The following is a 26,823-nucleotide window of genomic DNA, read 5'->3' as shown; positions in this document are numbered from 1 at the left end:
AACGGCGTGATAAAGCCGTATGTTCGCGGGTCTGGGCACAGGTTCGACAGTACCGGGTGTTCCCGTTTCGAAACCGGAATGGTGGACGAAATGCCAAGAAAGATGTGCTCAGGCCACGTTCACAAAGCGGCACTGCGAACAATTTTAGGCAATCGTTCACCAGACCCTAACCAAAAGCACCTATAGCGGGGGTTTCGGAGTAGGGGTGGCGATGAAGTTCGAGACACTTCAGAGGATGTATATGGATCTCACCGGCGATGCGGTCGTGGTTGGATGCATCTCGCCCGGCTGCGATGTCCTGCGGGTCGCCTATATCAACAAGGGCTTCACGCGTCTGTTTGGCTATGCCCCCGAAGACCTGCGCGGACGCTCTTTCGAGGAGGTCGGTGAGCTTCAAACCACGTTGCGCCTCTATGACGCGATCGCTGGGGAAGAGACGGGCTGTGCGCAAAACCTGTCAACGCAATCGCAGTTTACGCGGGCTGATGGCACGCAATTCTGGGCGAGTATCTCGTTCCTGACCACCGGTGATAACCCGGAGGAAGATCGCTATATCTGCGCAACCTATCGCGAAATTTCGGCTTTGAAGGATGCTGAAGCAAAGGCCACCCGATCGCGCGCGCGGCTGATGGCGGCCCTTGATGCCTATCCCTCGCCCTTTGCAATTTACGACAAGGATGATTGCCTGATCGTGTGGAACGACGCCTACAGCCGGTCGATGACGGATGATCCTGCGGCGCTTTATGTTGGAATGCATCGCACTGAAGCGGCCCGCATTGCCATCGAAGGCGGCAAGATCGTGCAGGCCATCGGAAAGGAAAAGGAATGGGCCTCCCTTGAGCATCAGGAAGCGGATGTTGCCAAACCCGTGCAGGATCTGGAGTTGGCAGGTGACATCCATCACCGGTTGTTGAGATCACGTGCCAAGAACGGTGATCTGGTTATGCTGAGGATTGATACAACGGAACTTGTGCGACAACGCCGCGCGCTCGAGGCGGTTCAGGAGCGTCTGGTTTCTGCCATCAATGCCTATCCGGACCCGTTCGCGATTTATGATGCGTCACATAATCTGGTGGTCTGGAATCCAGCCTATGCGCGCTCTGTCACCGACACCCCCGAAAAGCTGCGCACCGGCACCAACCTGAAGGATCTGTTGCGCCAGGCGGCCTATTGCGGGCGTATTCCCGCGGCCCGGGGTCGGGAGGAAGAGTGGCTGCAAGCATACTATAGCCCGCACCTTCTCGACAGATCTGTCGAGGATTTCGAATTCGCGGATGGTCAGCACTTCCGGATTGTGCGCTCCAAAACCAAGAATGGGGAATATGTGGTTCTGCGGCTGAACATCACCGAAGTGGTGAATCAGCGGCGCGCGGTCGAGCGATATACAAAAAAGCTGGAACGCGCCAATGAAGAGATTAGCCACATCGCCGGTCATGATGCCCTCACGGGGTTGGGAAATCGGCGTCATTTGTCCCATAGGTTTCAACAGCTTGCTGAATCCCGCTGCAGGCAGGGTGGCGAAATAGCCATGCTGCACATTGACCTAGACCGTTTCAAACAGATCAATGACACGATGGGGCATGCGGCGGGTGATCATGTGTTGTTGGAAACCGCGAACCGGATCAGGAACGAGGTCGAACCGCAGGATGTCATCGCGCGCATCGGGGGGGACGAATTTGTGGTGTTGCTCCGGTTCGAAACCGGCAGCACGCGGCCCTTTCAGTTGGCAACCACTTTGCTCAAAGAGCTTCAGATGCCGGTCTATTTCGAAGGCAAGGAATGTCGGTTCGGTGCATCAATAGGCGTCGCAGAGACACCGCTCTCAGAAGTGGACAAGTTGCTGACAAACTCTGACATTGCGCTTTACAAGGCCAAGCGTGCAGGGCGGGGACGGTTGGGTTTCTTTGACCGAAGTGATCTACAGGATATCCTCAAAAGAAAAACGATGGCGGACGACATATTGCGGGCGATCGAACAGGATGAGTTCGTGCCATATTACCAGCCACAGATCGACGCCGAAACAGGTCATGTCGCGGGTGTTGAAGTTCTGGCGCGCTGGCAGCATCCGCAAAAGGGAATTGTTCTTCCCGAAGCGTTTCTGGCGATTGCAACCGATCTGAACATCACGGCAAGTATTGATGAGCTGATCTTTGAAAAAGCGATGAAAGACTGCGAAGGGGTGCTGCCGCGAATGCCATCCTGCCCCTCACTGTCTTTTAACGTCAGCGCCAGCCGGGTGCGCGAGAACAGCATCAATGACATCAGAGCGCGCGTTTCAGGGTATTCGGGGAAAATCTGTTTTGAACTCCTGGAGACGATGTTCGTCGAAGAGGAGGACGATGCATTCCTGTTCCAGCTGGACCGTTTGCGTGACATTGGCATCACCATTGAAATAGACGACTTTGGCAGCGGAAACGCTTCCGTTGTTGCGTTGCAGCGCATCGCGCCGGACCGATTGAAAATAGATGGTCGTTTGATTGCACAAGTGACGGAGAGTGACAGTGGTTTGCGTCTGGTGCGTTCCATTGTCGAAATCGGGCTCGCGCTCGAAATGGGCGTCACTGCTGAAGGTGTGGAGACGCGGGAGCAAGCGGCGGTACTTGCCGACCTCGGGTGTGATCGGCTGCAGGGTTTCCTGTTCGCCAAGCCGATGCCATTCGAAGACCTTCTCAGCTTCTTTGCCAGAGATGCCAGTACAGGATTTGCCGGGAACTGATCACGCGCATGATGTTATGCACGACGGAGCGTCGGGCGCGCGTTTGCGGGTCTGCCCCACGGGCGCCAGGGTTTTTGAAGCCGCAGGCGGAGCGCTGTGCGGTCGCGCCTGTCACCCAGACAGGGTCAGATCAGATGCTCAGGTTGATCACGGCGCGCAGCGCACTCGGTTAAAGCCTGCGATCGGGCGTTTGAAGGGGGATACCACCTTCGGGATGACAAGGCAATTCAGTCTTGCAGCCGACGCTCATCTTGGTTTTGATGCGTGTTGCAAGGGTTGGATGACGTTCGCAAACAGTGATGAGCCAATCAATATCTGCCTATGCGATAGTGCTGGCCCGGCTGGCAAACACCATTCGACAGGGCGCAGCGGGCAATAGATCATCCGCCCTTTCGCATCGGTCAGGCGCATGAAGTCAGCGAACCCCCTGGCAGAGAAACGTTGTCGGCCCGGTTGATGCAGGGCAGTAAAACCGCGAAGCCTTGGCGCAAAGCACCGTAAAAAGGCCGTCGCCCCCAGCGTGCAAATGGCGCAGTGGTTTACCAATCGTGACCTTCGGTGCAGCGGCATTTTTTGTGCGCACCGTCTCAGGGAAGGGCAATGGCACATCCCGCGTCTGATCCTCAGCCTGCCATTTTCTTTGGTCCTTCCTTGTTTTTTGCCGCGCTGCTTCGCACTTTGGCTGTGGTGGCGACGTGGGGTGTTTTCCAGAGGTGTTCTGGCAAATCCAATGCGCGCTTCAGCCAGCCAGTTGCGTTTTCCGAAGCCCTGAGAGCGGGTTCATCGCCAGCGATTGTCAGGCTCAATTGGGCGGCGTCGTGTTGCGCGGTGACTGTCAATCGGGTCCCGTCCGCTGCAGGTCGTGGATGATCAAGCAGGAATGCCGTTCGTCCCCAATGCCCATCCGATTGCAGGCCATTTGACAACACAATATCAGGCGCCAGCTCCATCTCGAAACTCACAAAAACGGCATGAATGGTGCCGGTTTGACCGCAGGCAAGGTTTGTTGTCGTACGCGCGGATCGTACAGTCGGTATGGTGAAATCAAACCCGAACAAGTCTGATGCCGGTCCCAAAGGGGTAAGCGCGCAGGCCGCGACATCGTTCGGCGTAAGCTGTGCGACGCTGGCAAAGCGATGAAAGGCGCTGAGGTCAAACTCTTCCGCCTCAGTCGGGCGCATCAGGTTCATCAATGCGTCGCTTTGCACGAGTTGCGCGATCAGCTTGCCACTTTCCGGAATCGCGCGTGCATTTGGTTTGGCCAGCATGTGCATGGCATGGGTAAGAGTGGCAAGCGCCCCTTCGCCAAGCAGGACGGTATCGACTATTTCCGAGATCACGACATCCGCCGGCTCCGGAATATCCACACCAACAACAAGATTATGCGACAGTTTCGGGATGACCGTGATGCAATCACTCAGGCCATTGTCCCGGATCACCTGCATGGCGGCTTGCGCGATCAGGGGCTGTTGTTCGCAGGTATAGACATGTTTGGCACCCGCACGCGCTGCCAGCATGGCGGTCAAACCCGCGCCGCAGCCAATGTCCAGCACGATGTCACCGGGCTTCACCTTGGCGTTTATGGCCCTCGCGTAAGCGTTGTTGCGCGTCTTGTCGGCAAGCATCGGGAAATGCCAGCGCGGCACGAACATCTGGTGCAGCCTTTCGCGCAGCACCCGCGCCTCATGATGGTCGGGTGCCAGGGCGAGCGTTTGCGCCAGCAGCTGTGATGTGCGCAGGCCACCATCCGTCAGCGGTTCCAGTTTTGCCAGTTCAACGAGGGTGTCCGCCTTCTGCGCGCCCCGCTGGGGCTGTTCGATATGTTCTTGTTTGTGTTGCAAAGATGTCGGTGAAATTCTTTCAGCCAATTTTGTTTTTCCTCATGTGGTGCAAATCCTGCCAAGCGGCATCATCCACGTGAGGCTCTAAGATATCGTAAAGGGGTGTGATGCCATCCGGTGCATGATCATACTGTCGGTTTGGTCGGTGCCGCCGAAAAGAAAACAACGGGGGCTTGCCTGACAACATCAGGGCAAATGCGCCTATTCCGCCTGCAGTGCCTCAAGATCAATGCCGCGTTTTTCAGCGCTGGCGCGCACAGCCGAGCGAAGTTTTTCGCTGCGCGACAACAAACGCCTGAAACGGGTTTCATCCAGAACAAGGAAGGTTGACGGGGCAATCGCACGGGCCTCGACACGCAGCTTTTTCCTAATCAGAATTGCCATCTGTCCGAACATCTCTCCGCGACCCAAGCGCCATGATTGGCCCGCACTTTCCAACTCAACGGCGCCGGATGCGATGAAATAGACCTGTTTCTCCGAGTTGTCCTTGCGGATCAGGATGTCGCCTGCATTGGCGTATTTCGTTTTGAACGTCCGGCACAGACGTTTTACGGCATCCTCATCAAGGTCCACAAAGAGCGGGAACTGTCGGATCAACTCCACCCGTTGCAGCGCCAGATCAAGATGCGGGCGTTCTTCGATGGCAGCCCGGCGCGTGCCAAGGTCCTGTATCAGCATGCCATGCACCTCGGAACCGATCAAACCATCGTCGCGCATGGTGTTGTATTCCCGCTCTTCTATGCGAAGTGCGGTGCGTCTGATGAAGCGACGCTCCAGTTCCTCGGCATAGCCCGGATATTGCAGGCGCAGCCCTTCCAGCGCGGTCTCGACCATTTCGATGCGCCTTGCGAGCATTTCCTGCAAAAGATCCGCAAGGCGGCGGCCGTAGATCCGGCGAATGCGACCCTCGATGAATGCCCCCAGATCCTTGAGGATCAAGCGTTGTGACAGCAATTGTTCAAAGCGATCAGCCGTCATGCGGGCCAGCGGGTAGGATATGCCCACACGGCTATGCAGCAATACAGCGGCGCGAAATGTTTTGCCATAGGCGACAGAGCGGCGCGCGGCGCGTTGATACCCGGTGCGCCCGCCGATGCGTGCGGCTTCAATCAGGCGATCCGCATTCTGGACCACCTGTTCGGCCATCGACGCGGATATGGTGCGTTCGCGGACGCGTTCGAGGATCATGTCCCGCTCAAAAGCGGCCAGTGCGATCAGGCCCAGAGTAACGCGATCACGCTCCAGAATGTCGTCCGTGTCCTCAGCCAGTTTCACGGCGGCATCCAGCCGCTCCCCAAACTGCTTTGCTTCTGCGCGCACGATGTCATGCGTCAGATCGTAGTTTTCCGAGGTGCGCGCCACGTCCTCGCGCACGGTTTGCAGGGCGACGGCAATAACCTGCCGCGACAGCGCATCCTCGATGGGGGACAAGCGGTCAAGGCCAAGCCGCCGGATCACCAGACGCAGGGTGGTCCCCTGAACCATCAGGGTGAAAAGCGTGAAACCGGTGGCCAGAATACCCACCACGCGCTGCAACTCATCCGGGACCCGCGCGCTTTCGGTAACAGCAAGAGCAAGCGCCAGCGTCACAGCCCCGCGCAGACCGCCCCACAGGATCGCGACACGGTACTGCCGCTCGACCGGTGGTGAAATCCTGAAAACAGTCAGCAGCGGCAACAGTCCGAACAGGATCACGACACGGGCTGCGATGGCCGCGAGGATCACAACGATGAGCAGGACGAAATCGCCAAGGCGGACTTCCTCAAGAAGGCGGGGAATGAGCAGGGCTGCGAGGATGAAGATCAGCGCCCCGGCCCAATGGGCCAACAGGCCCCAGACTTCGCGCAGGTTTGCCCAGGATTGCGGTGACAACCGGCCCGGTCCGGTCAGGTTCAGGGTGAGGCCTGCGACAACGACAGCAATCACACCGGAGGCGCCAACGCTTTGTTCTGCAACGATATAGGCCAGATAGGGCAGCGCGACAGAGATTGAAATCTGCGCCAGTTCATAGCGCCCGAACAGGGCCATGACCCAGACCGCGCATCGCGCGGCCAGCCACCCGATCAGCGCGCCGCCGATGATCAGCAGTGGAAATTGCATGAATGTGTCGCTCAGGGTGGGGTCAGGCAGACCGAGCATGACAAATCCCATGAACAGCCCAAAGAGCGCGATGGCCGCGGCATCGTTCAGCAGGCTCTCGCCCTCAATGATGCGCGACAACCGGCGCGGTGCCGAGATGGACCTGAAGATCGACACAACGGCCGATGGGTCCGTGGTGGAGACGATCGCACCCACCAGCAGACAGGCCATCAGCGGCAGGGCACTGACGGAGGCGAGCGCATAGCCTACCGACAGCGTGGCGACGACCACGGCGACGACGGCAAGGGTCAGGATCGGAACCCAGTCATCAATCATGCGCCGCAGGTTCATGCCCAATGTGGCCTGAAACAGCAAAGTCGGCAAAAAGACATAAAGAAACACGTTGGATTTGATCGGCAGGCCAAGGATCGCTTCGGCCACGGGGTTCAGCACATCCGTCAGGTCGGTGCGCAGAAAGAACAGCGCGCCCACCCCGATCAGAATGCCGACCAGCGCCAGAATAACGGTGTAGGGCAGCTTCAGACGCGCGGCCAACGGCTCCGACAGCCCGATGACGAGGAAAAGCGATGCTATGATCGTGGTGATTACGACGATGTCCATGATCATCCGATACCACATGGCTCGCAGCGCGTGTGCAGAAACAGGGGATGTTCAGCCGGAAAAGCGATCAGGATGAGAAACCTGCCCTTGCGGGCAAAGCGCGTTTTTCTGAAAAACCTGTCCGCTGACAGAGGGCGAAGTGAAACGATGCGGGCCTTGTGGGGTAAGGCATTTGGTTTGCCCACAGCGACTAAAGCCGCCTTCGATGAAAGGGGCGGGTCGCGCTCAGGATGTCTTGCCGGCCCAAAACGCGGCGGCCTTGGTGTATTCCTCTTCATGGAATGCCGCCGCTTCAGGCCCGGCATCATCGCCTGCAAATCGTCCGACGCGCGCGGCGCAGTCGAAAAAACCGGGGGCGGGCAAACCGCCCCTTGCTTTGCTGATCACGAGGGCTGCGATCAGGGGGTGGGACCGGGCGGCGTCCTCTTCGATCAGAAGTTCCAGCGCCACTGTCAACTGGTGGATGGTGTTGGGCGGTGACAGAGACAGATCGCGGGCCAGCGCCTGATAGGTGATCGGCGTCGCTTGCCCGGCAAGCGCGCACAGACGGGCGCGAACCCGTGCTGCCAGCGCATGTGATGTGGAGTCGGCGTTGGGCAAATCAGACCTCTCTGGTGGCGATGGGGTGCCGTCGGTTTTAACTGACGTCTGCGCATATGTCAGGCACTGCTCGCAGGTTTTGCGCAGAATGGTGCCGGGTCTGCTCGCTGCGCGGCGCAGCACCTAACCGATCACATGAACAACCGGCCGACGGGCAAACGCCAGTCGGTTTGCATTTTAAAACCACCTGTTACTGCACAGTTCCCTGCGCGCGCTTTTACAACGCGCTGTCCATCACCGAGCCCAGACGCCGGACAAATTCGGCCGGATCGGCGGGCGTCTCGCCGTCCGCAATGCGCGCCTGATCCAGCAGCAAATGTGCGGCATCCTTGAGCAACGTGTCAGACGCGGCTGCGCTGCCTTTCGCCCGTTCAGCCAGTTTCGTGATGATCCTGTGATCCGGGTTCAACTCAAGCACCCGTGGCATTGCGTCCTGCAACTGACCATGCCGTTTCAGCATTCTCTCAAGGTTGACGTCGATGTCACCCTCATCCGCGATCAGACAGACGGGGCTATCCGTCAACCTTTTGGAGGGGCGCACGTCCTTGACCGATGCGCCAAGTTCCAGTTTGAGCGCGGCAATCAGATCATTCAGATCGGGTGCTTGCGCCTCCTCTTCGGCATCATCCGCTTTTTCACCCTCGTTGATCTTGTCCAGATCAGCCGCCCCACGTGTGATGGATTTGAACGGCTTGCCTTCAAATTCCGTGATGTGCTGGAGCCAGAATTCATCGACATGATCAGACAGCAGCAACACCTCGACGTCCTTGGCCCTGAACCCTTCCAGATGCGGGGATTGCGCGATCTTTCTCGCGTCATCGCCTGCGATGTAATAGATCGCGTCCTGACCCTCCTTACAGCGGCTGATGTAGTCGGCAAGGCTGGTCACATCGCCGGATTTTGTGGACGAGAAGCGGCAGATTTCAAGGATGCGATCGCGCAGGGCGGGGTCTTCGATCAGCCCTTCCTTGAGGACCGGACCGAAATTCTGCCAGAAACCTGCATAGTCCTCGGGGGATTTTTTGGCCTTCTTCTTCAGCTCGCTCAGCACTTTCTTGGTGACAGAGGTTTTGATCTTGGCCAGTTTCGGATCCGACTGCAGCATCTCGCGCGAGACATTGAGCGACAGATCCTGCGAATCCACCACACCGCGCAGAAACCGCAGGTAGGCGGGGATCAGATCGCGTGTGTTGTCGGAAATAAATACCCGGTTCACATAGAGCTTCACGTGGCTCTTGCGCTCGGCCTCATAAAGATCAAACGGCGCCATGGAAGGCACATAAAGCAGGCTCGTGTGATTGACCGTGCCCTCAACGCGGTTGTGCAAGACATGCCATGGCTTGTCGAAGGCGTTCGAGACGTGGTGGTAGAATTCTGTGTGTTGTTCCTCGGTGATCTCTTTGGGCGCGCGGGTCCAGATCGCGGAGGCGGAATTCAGCGCTTCCGTGTCCAGCCGCACCGGAAAGCTGATGTGTTCGGAATAGGTCTTGATGATGTGGCGAATGCGGCTCTCTTCGAGGAATTCCTTCGCGTCCTTTTTCAAATGCAGCGTGACGGTCGTGCCGCTTTGGGCGCGCTCGCCGGGCTCGATCGAAAATTCGCCCTTTCCGTCTGAGGACCACAGCCAGCTTTCGTCCTCACCCGCTTTGCGCGTCAGCACATCCACACGCTCGGCCACCATGAATGCGGAATAAAACCCGACACCAAACTGGCCGATCAAGCCGATGTCGCCCTTTTCCTCGGATTTCAGCGCGTCCAGAAATGCACCGGTGCCGGACCTTGCGATGGTGCCGAGCGTGTCGAGCAAGTCACCATGGTTCATCCCGATGCCGTTGTCGGAGACCGAAAGCGTCTTTGCCTTCTTGTCAACCGCGAGCGAGATGGCGAATTCATCCGCATTTTGTGCAAGGGACGGGTTCGTCAGCGCCTCATAGCGGAGTTTGTCGCAGGCGTCCGAGGCGTTGGACACCAGTTCCCGCAGGAAGATCTCACGATTGGAGTAAAGGGATCCAGCAACGATATCCAGAAGCTGACCCACTTCCGTCTGAAAGGAAAATGTTTCTTTTACGCTTGCATCAGTCATTGTGAAAACCTCTTTTCATGTGGCGTCGGGGCCGATCGTGCGCAGGAACATAAGAAAATCGACTGTCGTTTCAAGCGCCTGTCGGTCCAGATGCAGTATTCCTTGAACCGCCGTCAAACGCATTCGTTTTCGGGCCTCGGTGCAAATCAGATTGCTGTTTTAAGGGCCGCGGCAGGTTTCCTCAAGAAGATAGCCGCGACGCGGGGACGTATTATTTTTTCGGCAGGTCTGCGCCATCCGCGCCGAGATCCCAAAAGACACCCGCCATGACCTGCAATGCGTCGCAACAGACGGATTTCAGTACATGTTCATCGGGCGCATGTTGCGCGCAGCCCCGATAGGAGTGCGGCACCCAGATCGTGGGAACCTCAAGAATATCGGTAAAGCTGTCATTCGGGAGCGACCCGGCAAGGTTGGGCAGGATATGCAGCGCCCCGCCACTGGTTTCGCGGATCGAGTTTGCGACGAATGCCGCCCAAGGGTGATCGGGGTCAAGACGCGTGGCCGAAAAGAAGCCGCGCGCATGCTCTAAGATCTGGACGTCTTCAAACCCATGCGCATCCAGATGGCGGCGCAAGGCGGGCACTATATCCGCCGGGTCAGTGCCCACCACATAGCGCAATTGGCATGTGGCGCGCGCCCATCCCGAAATCGCGTTGACCGGGGCCTCAGGTGTGCCGCAAACCTGAGCGAGAACCGCGAAACTGTTCCACCCGAAAACCCGCTCGGCGGGGGTGAGACCTTCTTCGCCCCAATCGGGCTTGACTGCTGGCCCATCCCTATCTGTGACCGGCAAATCCCTCAGGGCAGCGCGCACCCCAACGGTCAGGCTGTCGGGGCGCCATTCGGGCACCTTGATCTGGCCCCGCCGGTCGGTGATCGACGCCAGCGCATGCGCAAGGATCATCGCAGGGTCCGCCAAAAGCCCGCCCCAGTTGCCGGAATGATGCGCGCCATCATGTGTTTGCACCAGCAAATCAAAGGTCGTCGCCCCGCGTGAGCCCATGAACATGGTCGGCACGCCGGGTTGCAGGCGCGGGCCATCCGATGCGATCAGGACATCCGCCGCAAGACGCTCCTTGTAGCGTGCAAAGACCTGCGCCAGACCGATTGAGCCAACCTCTTCGCTCATTTCGATCACGATGCGCAGGTTGAACCCAAGACGCCCGCGCGTGGCCAGCACGGCCTCGACGGCGGCGATATTGATCAGATGCTGGCTCTTGTTGTCCGCCGTGCCGCGTCCATAAAGGCGGTCGCCTTCGTCAACCAGCGTCCATGGCGCAAGGCCCTCGCGCCACATAACCTCCTGAGCAAGCACGGTATCCCCGTGCCCATAGGTCAGAACGGTGATCTGGTCGTCGCTTTCGCGCCGCTCACCGATCAATAGCGGGCCGCCATTTGCGTCAGGGTTTTCAATGATTTCAAAGCTGAACCCCATCGCGGCAAGGCGCGGCCCGATGGCGACGTTCAGATACCGCGCGCTTTCCTTTCGCGCCATTTCGCTGCGGCTCTGGCTTTCGGTGCGATAGGCCACGAGGTCCGCCAGGTCAGACTGAAACTGCCCCTGATCGAAATATGCGCGCGCGCGCTTCAGTGCGGCGGTGCGGGTCATCGTATTCCCTGTTGTCTGTTGTGTACGCTTTTTCGTCCTGAAACCGAAGTGCCCCTGTTGGGTGTAAACCCTTAATCGAGATCGCTCCACGGCCAGGGTTTCACGGTGCTCGCCGCGGTCTGGTATCTGGCCGCCTTGGCGACCCAAATCCCCAGGTCGGTACCAAAATCCGCAATCCGTTCATTGGGTTGCTTGTTGTTGACCAGCATGATGATGAACTGGATGACGGTCATCACCCCCAGCACCGTTTGCGCAAACGAAATCATGACGGCGATGATCAGCACGTAGATCAGCCGTTCCAGCAGGTTGTCCGCCCCTTCAGGCTCGATCTGCTCGCCGTGCAGGCGCCCGGCGATCTTGTCCTCGTCGTTGTTCATGCGCGCTCTCCAAACCTGGCTGTGCCCTCGCACCGGATCATATCTCCGCCGGGCGTCTTTAATCAATTGATCTCTGGTTCTGGTACGGATGCGCCGAATTCCGTGCGCAGGAAGTCAAAATCACACCCTTTGTCCGCCTGTTCGATGTGTTTGAGAAACATCCAGCCATAGCCGCGTTCATAGTGCGGTTTGGGCGGCACCCAGTTTTGCCGCCGCTTTGCCAGTTGCTCTTCGGTCAATTCCACGTCGAGGCGGCGGTTCGGAATGTCGAGCGAGATCATATCTCCGGTTTCGATCAGCGCGAGCGGCCCGCCCACAAATGCCTCAGGCGCCACATGCAGGATACAGGCTCCGTAACTCGTGCCGCTCATGCGCGCATCGGACAGGCGCACCATGTCCCGGTGCCCTTCGTTCAGCAGCTTTTGTGGCATGGGGATCATGCCCCATTCGGGCATGCCGGGCCCGCCCTGAGGACCCGCGTTGCGCAGGATCAGAACGTGGTCGGCGGTAATGTCCGCCTGCGGGTCATCTATGATCGACTTCAGTTCGGCATAGGAATTTGCCACCATCGCAGGCCCGCGATGTGTCATGAACTTCGCATCCATCGCAGCGGGTTTGATGACCGCGCCATCCGGTGCCAGATTGCCCTTGAGCACCGCCAGCGACCCTTCGCCGTAGACCGGGTTGCGCAAGCTGCGGATCACATCGCTGTTGTAATTCGTGGCACCCGCGATGTTCTGGCCGACCGTGCGCCCCGAAACGGTCATTGCGTCCAAATCCAGCTTGTCGCCCAGTTCTTTCATCAGCGCGGGCAAGCCCCCCGCATAAAAGAAATCCTCCATCAGGTAGTCCTTTCCGGAGGGTCGGATATTGGCAATCACGGGCGTCGTTCTTCCGATTGCGTCCAGATCATCAAGCGTCAGAGGCACCCCGGACCTGCGTGCCATGGCAATCAGGTGAATGATCGCATTGGTGGAACAGCCGGTGGCCATGGCAACGGTCACGGCGTTCGCGACACTGCTTTGGGTGATGATCTGATCCGGCGTCAGGTCCTGCCAGACCATATCGACGATGCGTCGCCCGCAGGCGGCACTCATGCGCTGGTGGTTCACGTCAGGGGCCGGGATGGACGACGCCCCCGGCAGACAGAGGCCAAGCCCTTCGGCGATGGCCGTCATGGTGCTGGCCGTGCCCATGGTCATGCAATGCCCATAGGACCGCGCGATGCCCCCTTCGAGCCCTTGCCATTCCTCTTTGGAGATGTGCCCCGCGCGCCGCTCATCCCAGTATTTCCATGCATCGGCCCCGGACCCCAGCACCTTTCCGGCATAATTGCCCCGCAACATCGGACCTGCGGGCAGGTAGATGAAGGGAAGGCCCATGGACACCGCGCCCATCACAAGCGCGGGCGTGGATTTATCGCAGCCGCCCATCAGCACCGCGCCATCGACCGGGTTCGCGCGCAGGACTTCTTCGACCTCCATCGCCACCATATTGCGGTACAGCATGGCGGTTGGTTTCAACAATTGCTCGCCCAGTGAATGGACCGGGATTTCCACCGGCATGCCGCCTGCCTGAAGCACGCCCTTTTTGACGAAGGCGACCCGGTCCTTGAAATGCATGTGGCAGGGTTGCAACTCGGACCATGTATTGAGGATGGCGATGACCGGTTTACCCTCCCAATCCTCGCGCGACAGCCCCATCTGCATCGCGCGCGAGCGGTGGCCGAAGGACCGCAGATCGTCCGGCCCAAACCAGCGCGCGGAGCGGAATTGATCATATGGTTTCTTGTGCATCTACCGCTGTTCCCTTGCGACTGCCGGGAGCATAGCGCCAAATAAGCGGCGGTTTCCATGGGGTGCCTGTCTTTTGATGCGCTGCATACCCATTGCAAGGAGGCTGGAAGACAGAACCGTCAGGGCAAGGATCACCGCACAACGGTGCCGCCAAAGCAGGCCGATTGCGCGCCAAAAGGGATGTCCCCCTGTTTTGGTTAACCGTGCTTTAACCAAAACTGCGCATTTTATGCGATTGAAGAAACGAAATCGCTTTGAGGATTATGGGCATGAATAGCTGGCTGGCATCCACCTCTTCACTCTTGCGCAAGAAGAAGAGGTCTTCGGGCTCGGACCTGAAACACCCGCCTGCGCGCAAGATGCAGGGGTTTTCCGAAGACGCGCTGCGCGGCCTTGATGATCTGGAAGCGCGGATACCGCCTCCCGACACCGAAACGAAGCCGGCGTTCACACCCTCTTACAAACACACAGAACGCCTGTCCAAGGACGCGGCAGCGGGTGGGGGGCTGCTGATTGACGGTGCGGGCAATAAAGTCCCGCACTACTGGGGGCATCGTGAACGGCTGCGCCAGCGGTTCCTGAAAGGCGGGCATGCGCCCATGCCCGAGTACGAAATACTGGAGCTCTTGCTGTTCAATGCGATTCCACGCATCGACGTCAAACCTCTGGCAAAACGGCTTTTGAGCGCGTTTGGCGATCTGAACGGGGTCGTTGCGGCCTCCGAACACCGGCTGATGCAAGTCGAAGGGGTGGAGCCCAAAGTCTATTACCAGCTCAAACTCGCCGAAGCCTTTGCACAGCGCATGGGGCAGGCAAAGATTCTCGAGCGTTGCGTTCTGTCGTCCTGGGATGATCTGATCGAATATTGCCGCACGACGATGGCGCATCGCGAGACGGAACAGTTTCGGGTTTTGTTTCTGGACCGCAAGAACGTCATCATTGCCGACGAAGAACAGGCCAAGGGCACCGTGGATCACGTACCTGTCTACCCGCGCGAGGTCGCCAAGCGTGCGTTGGAGCTTAACGCAAGTGCGATTATCCTGGTGCACAATCACCCCTCGGGGGATCCATCGCCAAGTACACAGGATATCACGATGACGGATCAGGTATCCTCTGCCTGCCTTGCCATTGGCGTCACCATTCATGATCATGTGATCATCGGCAAGGAAAGGGAATTTTCGTTCAAGGAAGGTGGCTATTTGGTCTGACGCCGCCAGAAGGCGCCCATCTTGTGGCGATACGCTCACCATGTGCCTTCTCAGCATGGACCGCCGATTCTGTGCATGGCATGCGTATGGCTTGAGACGAAATTTGCAATACAGCAAAAGGTATTATCAAAAAGCACCCACGCCCTCGCGCGGGGCGCTCACACCATACCAAAGCGTCGGGTCTTCACCGTTGACTTGCGTCGTCGTTCGCGCAAACCTCGCCCCGTGGTTGAGGGTGTTTGCGTTCTCGCCATGCAAAATAGAAACGACGAGATACATTCTGGGAGGAATAAAAATGATCAAGCGCAGCTTGGCGGCGATGCTTTGCACGTCCATCTTATCCACGCCACTGATGGCACAGGACAACATGGACAAACTGAGCAACATGCAAAAGACGGACGCCACGTTCACTTTTGTTGAGCAAGACGGGGCGCGGGCGGAATCGCTCAAGGCAATCATCGACCATATCAACGTGCCGGACGGTTTTGAGGTGAGCCTTTACGCCGTTGTGCCGGATGCGCGCTCCATGGCGATGGCACCGCAGGGCACCGTGCTGTTTGCGGGCACGCGCAAGGATAAAATGTGGTCCATCGTGGATCGTGACCGCGACCGTGTGGCGGATGAGGTGAAGGATTTCGCACCCTCGATCACCTTTGACATTCCCAATGGGCCTTGTTTCTCGCCAGATGGGTTCCTCTATATCGCCGAGCGCAACCGGGTGCTTGTGTTCCCGGCGGCTGAATTCTTCTTTGAAGGGCCGGACCCGGCGGTAGGTGTCGTCGTCGCGCAGGGTGAACTCGTCCCGCCGGAGGAAGAGAGCTTCAACCACACGGCACGGGTTTGCGATATCGGACCTGATGGCAAACTCTACATCTCGCTCGGCCAGCCACATAATGTGCAGCCCGTTGAAAAACTGGAACTGTACGACGAATGGGGCATCGGCGGCATCATCCGCATGAACACCGATGGCTCGGAGCGTGAAGTATACACCCGCGGTGTGCGCAATTCTGTCGGTCAGGACTTCAACCCGGCAACGGGTGAGTTGTGGTGGACGGACAATCAAGTCGACGGCATGGGGGACGATATCCCGCCGGGTGAGTTGAACCGTCAGACCGCAGCCGGGCAGCATTTCGGCTTCCCCTGGACCAACAGCCGGGTGGAGATCCCCGCCTATAAGGATGTGCCGCGACCAGAGGGGGTCAGTTTTGTGGAGCCTCAACTCGAGTTGACGGCCCATGCGGCGGATTTGGGTATGCGGTTCTATCACGATGACAGCTTCCCCGAAGCCTATCACGGCGGCATTTTCTGGGCGCAGCACGGGTCGTGGAACCGCACCGAACCTGTGGGCGCACGGGTGATGTTCACCGCCCTTGACGAAGAGGGCAACGCCGTCGGCGCGCAGGTCTTCGCGGACGGTTGGCTGAACGAGGACACGGGCGAGTATCGTGGCCGTCCGATGGACATCGAATTCCTGCCTGATGGCTCGATGCTGGTATCGGATGACTTTGCCGGTGCGATCTGGCGGATTGCCTATGTCGGATCGCAGTCCGAATGAAGGCTCTGATGACACTGTTTCTCGGCGGGCTGATGCTCGCCGGGGGCACCGCCGTGCCTGTGCTGGCGGGGGACCCGGAAGCGGGGCGGAAGATCGCTAATATGTGCCGTACCTGTCACGGCATTGACGGCTATGCGACCATACCGATTGCGCCCCATATCGGGGGGGAGCCGGTGGAATACCTTGAAAGCCAGTTGATGGCCTTCAAGACCGGGCAGCGCCAGCATGAAATGATGAGCGTTGTGACGGCGGGTCTGACGGCGCAGCAGATTTCTGACGTGGCGGCGTGGTATGCCGCACATGAAGCGCGCGCGACACTGCCCGAGGGTGTTCTGGCGGCAAATGCGCCGCAAGCCTGCGTGTCCTGTCACGGCGCGGATGGCATTTCGCTGCTGCTTGATGCGCCAAATCTCGCCGGTGAAACGAACATCTACATTGATACGCAACTCAAGGCGTATAAGCGCGGGAAACGCCAGCACGATATCATGTCTGATGTGGCCGCTGGGCTCTCAGATGAAGAAATCAGGGCGATTGCGGATTGGTATGCCGCCGTAGGGTTGGAAATCCTGCCCCCACCTGAGTGAGCGGCGAAAAAGCCCAAAAACACGCGAGCTTGCAAAACCAGATGCGCCAGTCTGAACGGGTTTACCGTCCGGATTGGCGCATCTGATGTTTGCCGTCTTGCGCGGCACCGACCTGCGCATTGCACATCGCTTCTTGCCTTTGATCAAAGGAAGGGGCCGCGAACACGTGATGCACGGTTCAAGCGTCATGCGAAAAACCTGAAGCTCGTAACGCTGCCTGAAATCAAGAATTTCAACGCGTTACGTGATACTTGATGTTTCCGGTATTTCGTCAGACGCTTTAATTCAAAACGCTTTAACCCGTTGGTTCCAGCAGCATCGGGAACCAGTCTGTCCGAAGGCGCTGCCCCTCTTTCATGTCATGGCCGGGAAACGGCGGTGATGTCGGGCCAGGGCGCTCTACGTACCGTGCATCATCGCCCAGCAAACGCAGGGAAAACGCCCGGCGGCGGGTGCCGCTCTCATTGCCGCGCGCGCCATGCAACGTCTTGTAATTGAACGCCACGGCGTCGCCCGGTTCCATCTCATATTCGCGGATGTCCATCCCTTCTGCGTCTGGGTCGGGCACCTGCATGTAGTCGTCATCATTGGGATAAAAGCTGGTTTCGGCCAGCCAACGCGTGGGCAAGACCGGTTTTTCCCACAGATGCGAGCCCGCGACACAGCGCAGGGATGCATCGCGCACTGGATCGAGCGGCGACCAGAAGCTGACGGTCTGCTGCCCTTCCACGAAGTAATAGGGGCTGTCCTGATGCCACGGCGTCGGTTTGGATGTGCCCGGTTCCTTGACCAGCACATGGTCGTGAAACATCTGAACATTCTTTGATCCCATCAGTTCTGCGGCAACCGCAGCGGCCGGCGATGCCTTGATGGCTTCGGCAAATTCGGGAATGCGGGTCCAGTTGCAATAATCGTCAAAGAATCTGCCGCCTTCTCCCTCCCTGAGGTTTTCGGCCGCATAGGGTCCGGGGTCCGCCATATTGCGCGCCACGCCTGCGCGAAGCTGCTCGACCTGATCCTTGAACAGGCCTTTGACAAGGACCACGCCGTCGCGGGCATAGGCGTCGATGTGGTCTTGGGTGAGGAGGGGATGTGTCATCGGGTGCGTCCTTAATGAATGGATGATCGTGCGCGGGCTATTCGGCCATCTGGCGATCGACCTGTTGTTCTTCGTTGATCATCGCCTGCAACTGGCGGCGAAAGCGAAGCTGTCCGCCATCAATGGGCAGGTCGATATGCGGCGAGGTCTTGTTGGCCATGCCTTTTTGTACATCGTTCAATACGGCGCGGTCTTCTTCGAAGGCGTGCTGTACATCCTCGCTCATCATCTTGGACAGGGCTTCATCATCGGGTCGGATGTTGCGCAGCTGGAACCAATAGTACCGCGTGCGGCCCTCATCGGTGGGTGTCATGAAGTTATAGCTGTCCATGATGAAGGTGTTTTCATGCAAGGGGCCATCAGGCCCGCCAGTGCCCGCGGGCGTGAACACCGCCTTGATCAGGGCATGGGACGGGTAGCGGACCTCGTAGTGCTGAAGGCGGTCGCAATTGCCCTCGAACTCGACGACCTTCTTGTAGAACGGGGCCGGTTCATGATCCATCATCCAGCGATGCACGATCACGCCATCATCGGTTTTGGTGATCCGCAGGGGTGTGTCCTTGGTCGCATCTGCGGCAAAGCTGCTTTGATGCACCCAAGCCACATGGGTCGGGTCCAGCAGGTTGTCGCACATCAGCAGATAGTTGCAGTCCAACTCCATCGCCGCACCGCGGTTTATGCCCCAGGCCGGATTGTCGTAATTTTCGATCTCAAAAATATCGGCAGGATCGGCCAGCGCGGGGTTGCCCATCCAGATCCACACCAGCCCGTATTTTTCATGCAGCGGATAGGCATGCACCTTGGCGTTGGAGGGAATGCCGCCAGAGCCAGGCGCCCAGACACATTGGCCCACGCAATTGAAGGTCAGGCCGTGATAGCCGCATTCAACCGTATCCCCTTTGATGCGCCCCTTGGACAAGGGCAGCTTGCGGTGCGGGCAGGCGTCCTCCAGCCCGACCAATTCCCCGGATTCAGAACGGAAGACGCAGATTTTTTCACCAAGCACCGTAATCTGTTGCAATTCGCGCGTGATCTCATGATCCCAAGCGGCGACATACCAAGCATTTTTCAAAAACATCTGCGTGTTCCTTTTGTTCAGCGGCCCAGGATACCGGGCAGGTTCAAGCCATTCTCGCGCGCGCAATCAAGGGCGACATCATAGCCTGCATCGGCGTGACGCATCACCCCTGTCGCCGGGTCATTCCACAGGACATTCGCAATGCGGCGGTCTGCATCCTCGGTCCCGTCACAGCAAATGACCATGCCCGAGTGCTGCGAAAAGCCCATGCCGACACCGCCCCCGTGGTGCAGCGATACCCATGTCGCACCGCCTGCCACGTTGAGCATCGCATTCAAGAGCGGCCAGTCCGACACCGCGTCCGAGCCGTCTTTCATCGCCTCTGTTTCGCGGTTGGGCGAGGCCACAGAACCAGAGTCCAGATGGTCGCGACCGATGACGACCGGAGCGCTCAGTTCGCCAGTGCGCACCATTTCGTTGAACGCAAGACCCAGCTTGTCACGCAGGCCCAGTCCTACCCAGCAAATGCGCGCGGGCAGGCCCTGAAACGCGATCCGCTCGCGGGCCATGTCCAGCCAGTTGTGCAGATGCGGGTCGTCGATCAACTCCTTGACCTTGGCATCTGTCTTGTAGATGTCCTCGGGGTCGCCCGACAGCGCGCACCAGCGGAACGGGCCGATGCCCCGGCAGAACAGCGGGCGGATATAGGCGGGCACGAAGCCGGGGAAGGCAAAGGCGTTTTCCAGCCCTTCCTCTTGTGCGACCTGCCGGATGTTGTTGCCGTAATCCAGCGTGGGCACGCCCTGATTCCAGAAATCGACCATCGCGGCGACCTGTGTCTTCATGCTGGCGCGCGCGGCTGCCTCAACTGCCTTGGTATCGCTTTCCTGCTTTTCACGCCACTGCGCGACGCTCCAGCCTTGCGGCAGATAGCCGTGAATGGGGTCGTGGGCAGAGGTCTGGTCGGTGACCATATCAGGTTTCACGCCACGCTTGACCAATTCTGGAAACACATCAGCCGCATTGCCGATCAGGGCTACGGATTTGGCTTCACCCGCCGCCGTCCAGCGCTCGATCATCGCCAGCGCTTCGTCCAGATCATGGGTTTTTTCATCGACATAGCGGGTGCGCAGACGGAAATCGGCGCGGGTCTCGTCGCATTCCACCGCGAGGCAGCAGGCCCCGGCCATGACCGCCGCCAGCGGTTGTGCACCACCCATGCCGCCCAGACCGCCGGTCAGGATCCAGCGGCCTTTGAGGTTGCCATCATAATGCTGGCGACCCGCTTCCATGAAGGTCTCGTAGGTGCCCTGCACGATCCCTTGTGTGCCGATGTAAATCCACGACCCGGCGGTCATCTGGCCATACATCGCAAGGCCCTTTTTATCGAGCTCGTTGAAATGTTCCCACGTGGCCCAATGCGGCACGAGGTTCGAATTGGCGATCAGCACACGCGGTGCATCCTTATGCGTGTTGAACACGCCCACCGGTTTGCCCGACTGCACCAGCAGCGTTTGCGTCTCCTCAAGGTCTTTCAGCGCGGCGACAATCGCATCGAAATCTTCCCACGTGCGCGCGGCACGCCCGATGCCGCCGTAAACCACCAACTCATGCGGGTTCTCGGCTACATCCGGGTGCAGGTTGTTCATCAGCATGCGCATGGGCGCCTCGGTGAGCCAGCTTTTGGCCGTGATGTCCGGCCCGGTAGGGGGGTAGATGTCGCGCAGGTTATGACGGGCGTTGGTCATGGTTTTCTCCTTCAGTGCGCCAGCAGGTGGCCGGCGATGATATTGCGTTGAATTTCAGAGGACCCTTCGTAGATGCGCATGATGCGCAGATCGCGGGTCAGTCGTTCGATCGGGAAATCACGGGTATAGCCATAGCCCCCGTGGATTTGCAGCGCCGCGTCGGCCACACGATCCGCAGCCTCGCTGGCCTTGAGCTTGGCCATTGCCGCCGCTTCGCTGAAACGCGCGCCCGTATCGCGCTGCCGGGCCGCCTCAAGCGCCATGAGGCGCGCGCCGTATAGGTCGAGCGCCATGTCGGCGAGCATCCAGCGGATGCCCTGTTTGGCGCTGAGCGCCTCGCCGCCGATGACGCGATCACTGGCATAGGCTTTGGCCGCATCAAGGGCCGCTTGCGCCATGCCGATACATTGCGCGGCAACTTCGACGCGCCCATTGTCCAGCACTTTCATCGCCGTGCGAAAACCTGACCCTTCCTCGCCCAGCAGGGCCTCTGCCGGCAGGTGGCAATCCAGCGCCAGCGAAAACACATGCCCGCCCTTGAGGCCCATGGTTTTTTCCGCAGGTCCGGCGGTAAATCCGGGCGTGTGCTTGGGCAGGATGAAGGCGGAAATCCCGCGATGCCGCGCCGTCGGATCGGTGACCGCAAAGACAATGAGCACATCCGCAACGCCCCCGTTCGAGATGAAACACTTGGACCCTGTCAGGTGCCATCCATCCCCCTCGCGGGTTGCGCGGGTTTTCATATCGGCCGGATCGCTGCCCGCTGAAGGCTCGGTCAGGGCAAAGGCACCCAGTGCTTCGCCTGTGGCCATTCTGGGCAGCCAATGGGCTTTTTGCGCCTCGGTGGCGCCGATCAGAATGGAATCGCTGGCCAGAAAATGCGCGGTGAGTGCCGAGGCCGTCGATCCGCATCCACCGGCCACGATCTCAACGGCGCGCAGCAGGGCAGGGGCGGAAATATTCGAGCCGCCAAAGGCTTCGGGCAGGTTCGCCCCCATCATACCCGCCTCTGCCAGCACCTTGAGTTGCGCGTGGACGAAATTCGACGTCTCGTCCGTTTGCGTTGCAAGGGGCGCGATCTTGTCCGCAACGATCCGTTCGAGCACATCGCAAAACAGGGTCTCGTCGTCGTTCAACATATGCCAGATGAAGGTCATAGAACCACTCCCTTGTCGCGCAGATGGGCCAGCCGCGCCGCGTCCACATCGCAGAAATCCGACAGGATGCGGGTCGCATCCGCGCTCAAACCCGGTGCGGGGGTCTGGGCCATCGGTTTTTCACCGTCAAACCACACGGGCTGCCCCACTAGTGGGCGCGCGCCGTCCTGAACGAGGGTGCGCGCCTTTGCATGTGCGCTCGTGCTTGCCTCGGCGATGGTCCAGATCGGGGCAGAGGGCAGTTGCGCCTCGGCCAATGCGATCATGGCATCTTCTGTCGTTTGTTTTGCGCTCCACGCCTCGATGCAGGCCTTGAGCGCGGGTTCGTGCTTGGTGCGCAGGCTATCGGTGCCAAAGCGTGCATCCTGCGGCAAATCAGGCTGCCCGATCAGGACCGCCAGTCGGGCGAATTGCGCCGGGGTCAGCACCGCGATCACCACCTGACCGTCCCGCGTGGCAAAGCATCCGAAAGGGGTCGATAGCGGGTGCCGGTTGCCGACCCGCTCCGGCGTCTGGCCAGCATAAAAGTGCAGCGCGTGGCTGGTGGTCAAAAGAGAATAAACCGCGTCGTACATCGCGATGTCCAGCACGGCACCTTGTCCTGTGCGTCCACGATTGACGAGTGCGGCAAGGATCGCCCAACTGCCAAACAGACCGCCCATCAGATCAGCGACCGATTCACCGGTTTTGAGCGGCGCGCCGCCCTCTTCGCCGGTGGCAGCCATCAGGCCGGACATGGCCTGTACGACCAGATCATAGGCGGGCAGGTCCCTGAACGGTCCTGTCTGCCCAAAGCCCGACACGCGTGCATAGATCAACCCGGTGTTTTGCGCACGCAAGGTGTCAGGACCAAGCCCGATCTTTTCAGCCACGCCGGGGCGGAAGTTTTCGACAACCACATCGCAGCCTCTGGCGATCTGCTGCGCAAGCGCCAGCCCTTCGGGGTCTTTCAGGTTCAGTGCGATGCTTTTCTTGCCGCGATTGTTCAGCGAAAACAGCGCGCTGTCACCATCAAGGAATGGTCCGATGTGACGATAATCATCCCCGCGTGGCGGCTCCAGTTTGATCACTTCCGCCCCCAGATCGGCCAGCAACGCCGTGCAATAGGGCCCCGCAAGAACGCGGGTGAGGTCCAGAACCCTGATCCCGTCCAATGGCTTCATGTCCGCAATTCCGGCGCGAGGTTAGCTAGACCGTTCAACATCTGCGCCAGATGAAGGCGCAGCCGCGCAGCACGTTTGTCGTCATAGGTCCAGGGCGCGGCTTCGGACTCCAGATAGGCCGATTGCGCGATTTCCATCTGGATCGCATGCCAGCCCTGCGCGGGTCGTCCGTAATGACGGGTTGTCCAGCCGCCTTTGAAACGGGCGTTCAAAACGCTTGTGTACGCTGGTGCGGCGGCGGCGAGGTCCCAAACACATTGTTCGATCCGGGGCGCACAGGTCGCGCCCGAATTGGTGCCGATGTTGAGATCCGGCAACACACCATCAAACAGGAACGGGATATGCGAGCGGATCGAGTGGCAGTCATATAGGATCGCCACACCGTGCAGGTCCTGCACACGGGCCATCTCAGCCGCAAGTGCCGCGTGATAGGGCGCGTGAAAATCGCGTCGACGGGTGTCGATGTCTGCCTCGTCGGGCGGCGTATCCCAGATGTCGCGCCCGTCAAAATCCGTAAGCGGGATCAGGGTGGTGGTGTTCTGACCGGGGTAGAGGCTTTCGCCCTCGGGATCACGGTTGGCGTCGATCACATAGCGATGGAAGTTGGCCGTCACCGTCGTCGCATCCGCCAACAGACCACCATAGAGCCGGTCGATATGCCAATCTGTGTCCGCCAGCAGGCGGCCATTATCGTTCAGTCTTGCGGCAATATCATCGGGCACATACGTACCCGTATGGGGAAAGCCAAGAACGATGGGGCTGCTGCCCTGATGAACGCTGACGGGGGTCATGCGGCCTCTCCCTTGACGAAGGCAGGCAGATCCACGCATGCCGCCAGCGTGCCGTTTGCAACCAAGGCGCTGGCGGCTTCGATAGAGGGTGCCATGTAGCGGTCTTCGGCAATCGTTGGCACATGCGCGCGCAAAACGGCCATCGCGGCCTTGAGCGGGGCGCTGGTTTCCAGAGGGGCGCGGAATTCGATGCCCTGCGCGCCGCACATCGCCTCAACGCCAAGGATCACATTCAGGTTCGCGTTCATCCGCAAAAGGCGCCGGGCAGCGTGGGCTGCCATGCTTACGTGGTCTTCCTGATTGGCGGAGGTCGGGGTGCTGTCGGTCGTGCAGGGATTGGCGAGATGTTTGTTTTCGCTCATCAGCGCGGCGGTGGTCACTTCGGCGATCATCAGGCCGGAGTTGAGGCCCGGATCAGGCGTCAGAAAGGGTGGCAGATCAAAGGACAGTGTCGGGTCGACCATGAGTGCGACGCGCCGCTGCGCAATCGCGCCCAGTTCCGACACGGCCACGGCGATCTGATCGGCGGCAAAGCCCACGGGTTCGGCGTGGAAGTTCCCCCCCGAAACGATCAACTCGTCCTCCACCAGCACCAGCGGGTTATCGGTGACGGCGTTGGCCTCGATTTCGAGTGTTCTGCCTGCAAAATGCAGAATATCCATCGCGGCACCGGTCACCTGCGGCTGGCAGCGGATGCAATAGGGGTCCTGAACCCGCGTGTCGCCCTCCACATGGCTTTCTCGGATTTGCGAGCCTGCCATCAGCGCCCGTTGCGCGCGCGCCACGGCAATCTGACCCGCGTGCCCGCGCAGGGTATGGATTGCATCCTGCAAGGGTGCGGTGGACCCCATGATCGCATCGGTGGACAAGGCGCAGGTCAGCACGCAGGTCGCCGCATTGCGCCACGCGCCCCACAGGCCGACAAGCGCGCAGGCGGTTGAAAACTGCGTGCCGTTGATCAGCGCCAGACCTTCTTTCGCGCCCAGCACGATGGGGGTGATGCCCGCGCGGCGCAGGGCGTCACCTGCGGCCATGCGTGTGCCTTCGAAAACGGCCTCACCTTCACCGATCATGGCTGCGGCCATATGCGCCAGCGGAGCCAGATCGCCCGATGCACCGACCGACCCTTGGCTGGGGATCACCGGCGTGACGCCGCGCGCGAGCATGTTTTCAATGATTTCAAGGGTCGTCATGGCCACGCCGGATGCGCCACGGCCCAAGGACAGAAGTTTCAGCACCATCATTAACCGGGTGGTCGCTGCATCCAGCGGCTCACCCACGCCGCAGCAATGCGACAGGATCAGGTTGCGCTGCAGGGTGGCGACATCCTTGGCGGCGATCTTGACGCTGGCCAGCTTGCCAAAGCCGGTGTTCACGCCATAGACCGCGTCATCACCGGCGGCGGCCTTTGCCACAAGCGCCTGCGCCGCTTTGATCCCGGCATGGGCCGAGGGGCACAGTGTGACAGCGCGATTGTTCGCCCAGATATCCTGCAATTGCGCGAGCGTTGCCGCACCCGGTGTCAGCGTGAGTGTCATATCGCCCCCTTGAAGATGCGCTGATGCAGCGGGTTGAACCCGATGCGATAAGCCAATTCGCTTGGATGCTGCGCGTTCCAGACGCACAGATCGGCGCGCGCACCTGCCATGATCCGGCCGCGATCTTGTTCACCCAAAGCAGCGGCAGCATGGGCCGTCATTCCCAGCAAGGCTTCCAGCGGGGTCATGCGAAACAGGGTGCAGGCCATGTTCATCGCCAGAAGTGGCGATGTCAGTGGCGATGATCCGGGGTTGCAATCCGTGGCAAGCGCCATGCGTACAGCGTGCTTGCGGAAAGACGCGATCGGCGGGACCTGCGTTTCGCGCAGCGTATAGAATGCGCCGGGCAGCACGACCGCAACCGTGCCGGATTTCGCGAGCGCCTGCGCGTCGGCATCCGTGGCATATTCCACGTGATCCGCGCTCAGCGCGCCATAGCGCGCCGCCAGTTGCGTGCCGCCGATGTTTGACAATTGCTCAGCATGGAGTTTGATCGGCAGGCCAAGCTCCCCCGCCACGTCAAAAACGCGCGAGATTTGCGCCGTGTCAAAGGCGATGCCCTCGCAGAAACCGTCAACCGCGTCGACCAGCCCCTCGGCATGTGCGGCATGCAGGGTCGGAATACAGATGTCGTCGATATAGGCGTCCGGGTTGCCCTTGAATTCCGGCGGGACAGCATGCGCACCGAGAAAGCTGGTGCGCACATCTACCGGGCGGGCGCTTGCGATCTGGCGGGCGACGCGCAGCATCTTGAGTTCCGTGTCGCGGTCCAGCCCGTAGCCGGATTTCACCTCGATCAGCGTGACACCTTCCGCGATCAGTGCATCTACTCGGGTCAGCGCATCGGCCAGCAGCGCCGCCTCGGATGCGCCGCGCGTGGCCGTCACGGTCGATACGATTCCCCCGCCTGCGCGCGCCACTTCTTCGTAGCTCGCACCGTTCAGGCGCAGCTCGAATTCGGTCGCGCGATTGCCGCCGAAAACCACATGCGTGTGACAGTCGATCAGCGCCGGTGTGACCAGCCGCCCGCCCAGATCATGCGTTGTTTCGCTGCGATAAGCATCAGGCACATCGGCACTTGGCCCCACCCAGGCGATCTGGTCACCATCAGTGGCGATGGCACCTTCCTCGATCAGACCGTAGTCCTGATCGTCCCGCAGGGTCACAATTCTGGCGTTGGTGAAAAGCATCCGTCGACTCACTTGCAAGTTGGCGTTCTTGGTGTTTTATGTGCATA

General features: G+C 59.7%; 19 protein-coding genes. 4 read left to right on the top strand and 15 right to left on the bottom strand.

What is annotated here, in order from left to right:
- Positions 1-241: 241 nt before the first annotated feature.
- Positions 242-2,716, top strand: coding sequence for a sensor domain-containing protein (locus tag RD1_RS16990; protein ID WP_253186872.1), 2,475 nt, complete (start codon positions 242-244; stop codon positions 2,714-2,716).
- 623 nt (positions 2,717-3,339) lie between these two features.
- Here RD1_RS16990 and RD1_RS16985 read toward each other — a convergent pair.
- The 7 genes from RD1_RS16985 to araD form a co-directional block, all read right to left on the bottom strand.
- Positions 3,340-4,557, bottom strand: a complete 1,218-nt coding sequence (locus RD1_RS16985; RefSeq protein ID WP_245897339.1) for a 50S ribosomal protein L11 methyltransferase — start codon at positions 4,555-4,557, stop codon at positions 3,340-3,342.
- A gap of 201 nt (positions 4,558-4,758) precedes the next feature.
- A complete protein-coding gene (locus RD1_RS16980; RefSeq protein ID WP_044033515.1) occupies positions 4,759-7,257 on the bottom strand; it encodes a cation:proton antiporter in 2,499 nt (832 codons plus the stop codon).
- A gap of 225 nt (positions 7,258-7,482) precedes the next feature.
- Positions 7,483-7,857 (bottom strand): hypothetical protein, encoded by a 375-nt coding sequence (locus tag RD1_RS16975; RefSeq protein WP_044033514.1) that lies wholly within the window; start codon positions 7,855-7,857, stop codon positions 7,483-7,485.
- 217 nt (positions 7,858-8,074) lie between these two features.
- Positions 8,075-9,940, bottom strand: coding sequence for a molecular chaperone HtpG (gene htpG / locus RD1_RS16970; RefSeq protein ID WP_011569779.1), 1,866 nt, complete (start codon positions 9,938-9,940; stop codon positions 8,075-8,077).
- Positions 9,941-10,151: 211 nt separating this feature from the next.
- Positions 10,152-11,552, bottom strand: coding sequence for a M20 family metallopeptidase (locus RD1_RS16965; RefSeq protein ID WP_011569778.1), 1,401 nt, complete (start codon positions 11,550-11,552; stop codon positions 10,152-10,154).
- Positions 11,553-11,623: 71 nt separating this feature from the next.
- Positions 11,624-11,929, bottom strand: coding sequence for a DUF4389 domain-containing protein (locus tag RD1_RS16960; RefSeq protein ID WP_011569777.1), 306 nt, complete (start codon positions 11,927-11,929; stop codon positions 11,624-11,626).
- A 62-nt stretch (positions 11,930-11,991) separates the two neighbouring features.
- On the bottom strand, positions 11,992-13,725 hold the full coding sequence (araD, locus tag RD1_RS16955; RefSeq protein ID WP_011569776.1) for an L-arabinonate dehydratase: 1,734 nt from the start codon (positions 13,723-13,725) through the stop codon (positions 11,992-11,994).
- Positions 13,726-14,138: 413 nt separating this feature from the next.
- Here araD and radC point away from each other — a divergent pair, with 413 nt between their 5' ends.
- The 3 genes from radC to RD1_RS16940 all read left to right on the top strand — a co-directional run bounded on the left by radC (position 14,139) and on the right by RD1_RS16940 (position 17,072).
- Complete coding sequence (gene radC / locus RD1_RS16950) at positions 14,139-14,933, top strand: RadC family protein (protein ID WP_105880360.1); 795 nt, start codon at positions 14,139-14,141, stop codon at positions 14,931-14,933.
- A 295-nt stretch (positions 14,934-15,228) separates the two neighbouring features.
- On the top strand, positions 15,229-16,488 hold the full coding sequence (locus tag RD1_RS16945) for a PQQ-dependent sugar dehydrogenase (protein ID WP_044033233.1): 1,260 nt from the start codon (positions 15,229-15,231) through the stop codon (positions 16,486-16,488).
- The gene (locus RD1_RS16940) at positions 16,485-17,072 is read left to right on the top strand and encodes a c-type cytochrome (protein WP_011569771.1); all 588 of its coding nucleotides are present in this window, start codon (positions 16,485-16,487) and stop codon (positions 17,070-17,072) included. The genes RD1_RS16945 and RD1_RS16940 overlap by 4 nt, the downstream gene beginning before the upstream one ends.
- A 295-nt stretch (positions 17,073-17,367) precedes the next feature.
- Here RD1_RS16940 and RD1_RS16935 read toward each other — a convergent pair whose 3' ends face one another.
- From RD1_RS16935 to hutI, 8 genes are read right to left on the bottom strand one after another with little or no spacing between them, the layout of a single operon-like run.
- Positions 17,368-18,171 (bottom strand): phytanoyl-CoA dioxygenase family protein, encoded by an 804-nt coding sequence (locus RD1_RS16935; RefSeq protein WP_011569768.1) that lies wholly within the window; start codon positions 18,169-18,171, stop codon positions 17,368-17,370.
- Positions 18,172-18,208: 37 nt separating this feature from the next.
- The gene (locus RD1_RS16930) at positions 18,209-19,249 is read right to left on the bottom strand and encodes an aromatic ring-hydroxylating dioxygenase subunit alpha (RefSeq protein WP_011569767.1); all 1,041 of its coding nucleotides are present in this window, start codon (positions 19,247-19,249) and stop codon (positions 18,209-18,211) included.
- A 17-nt stretch (positions 19,250-19,266) separates the two neighbouring features.
- The gene (hutU, locus tag RD1_RS16925) at positions 19,267-20,937 is read right to left on the bottom strand and encodes a urocanate hydratase (protein ID WP_011569766.1); all 1,671 of its coding nucleotides are present in this window, start codon (positions 20,935-20,937) and stop codon (positions 19,267-19,269) included.
- A gap of 11 nt (positions 20,938-20,948) precedes the next feature.
- Positions 20,949-22,094, bottom strand: coding sequence for an acyl-CoA dehydrogenase family protein (locus RD1_RS16920; protein ID WP_011569765.1), 1,146 nt, complete (start codon positions 22,092-22,094; stop codon positions 20,949-20,951).
- Positions 22,091-23,257: a CaiB/BaiF CoA transferase family protein gene (locus RD1_RS16915; protein WP_011569764.1), complete on the bottom strand. Its 1,167-nt coding sequence runs from the start codon at positions 23,255-23,257 to the stop codon at positions 22,091-22,093. Before RD1_RS16915 ends, RD1_RS16920 begins: the two co-directional genes overlap by 4 nt.
- Positions 23,254-24,048 (bottom strand): N-formylglutamate deformylase, encoded by a 795-nt coding sequence (hutG, locus tag RD1_RS16910; RefSeq protein ID WP_011569763.1) that lies wholly within the window; start codon positions 24,046-24,048, stop codon positions 23,254-23,256. The genes RD1_RS16915 and hutG overlap by 4 nt, the downstream gene beginning before the upstream one ends.
- Complete coding sequence (gene hutH, locus RD1_RS16905; protein ID WP_011569762.1) at positions 24,045-25,586, bottom strand: histidine ammonia-lyase; 1,542 nt, start codon at positions 25,584-25,586, stop codon at positions 24,045-24,047. Before hutH ends, hutG begins: the two co-directional genes overlap by 4 nt.
- Entirely contained in the window at positions 25,583-26,776 is a 1,194-nt protein-coding gene (gene hutI, locus RD1_RS16900) for an imidazolonepropionase (RefSeq protein WP_011569761.1), read from the bottom strand. The genes hutH and hutI overlap by 4 nt, the downstream gene beginning before the upstream one ends.
- Between the last annotated feature and the right edge of the window lie 47 nt (positions 26,777-26,823).

It is taken from the genome of Roseobacter denitrificans OCh 114 (assembly GCF_000014045.1).
Classification (GTDB): Bacteria; Pseudomonadota; Alphaproteobacteria; order Rhodobacterales; family Rhodobacteraceae; genus Roseobacter; species Roseobacter denitrificans.
This window is presented reverse-complemented; position numbering and strand designations above follow the sequence as displayed.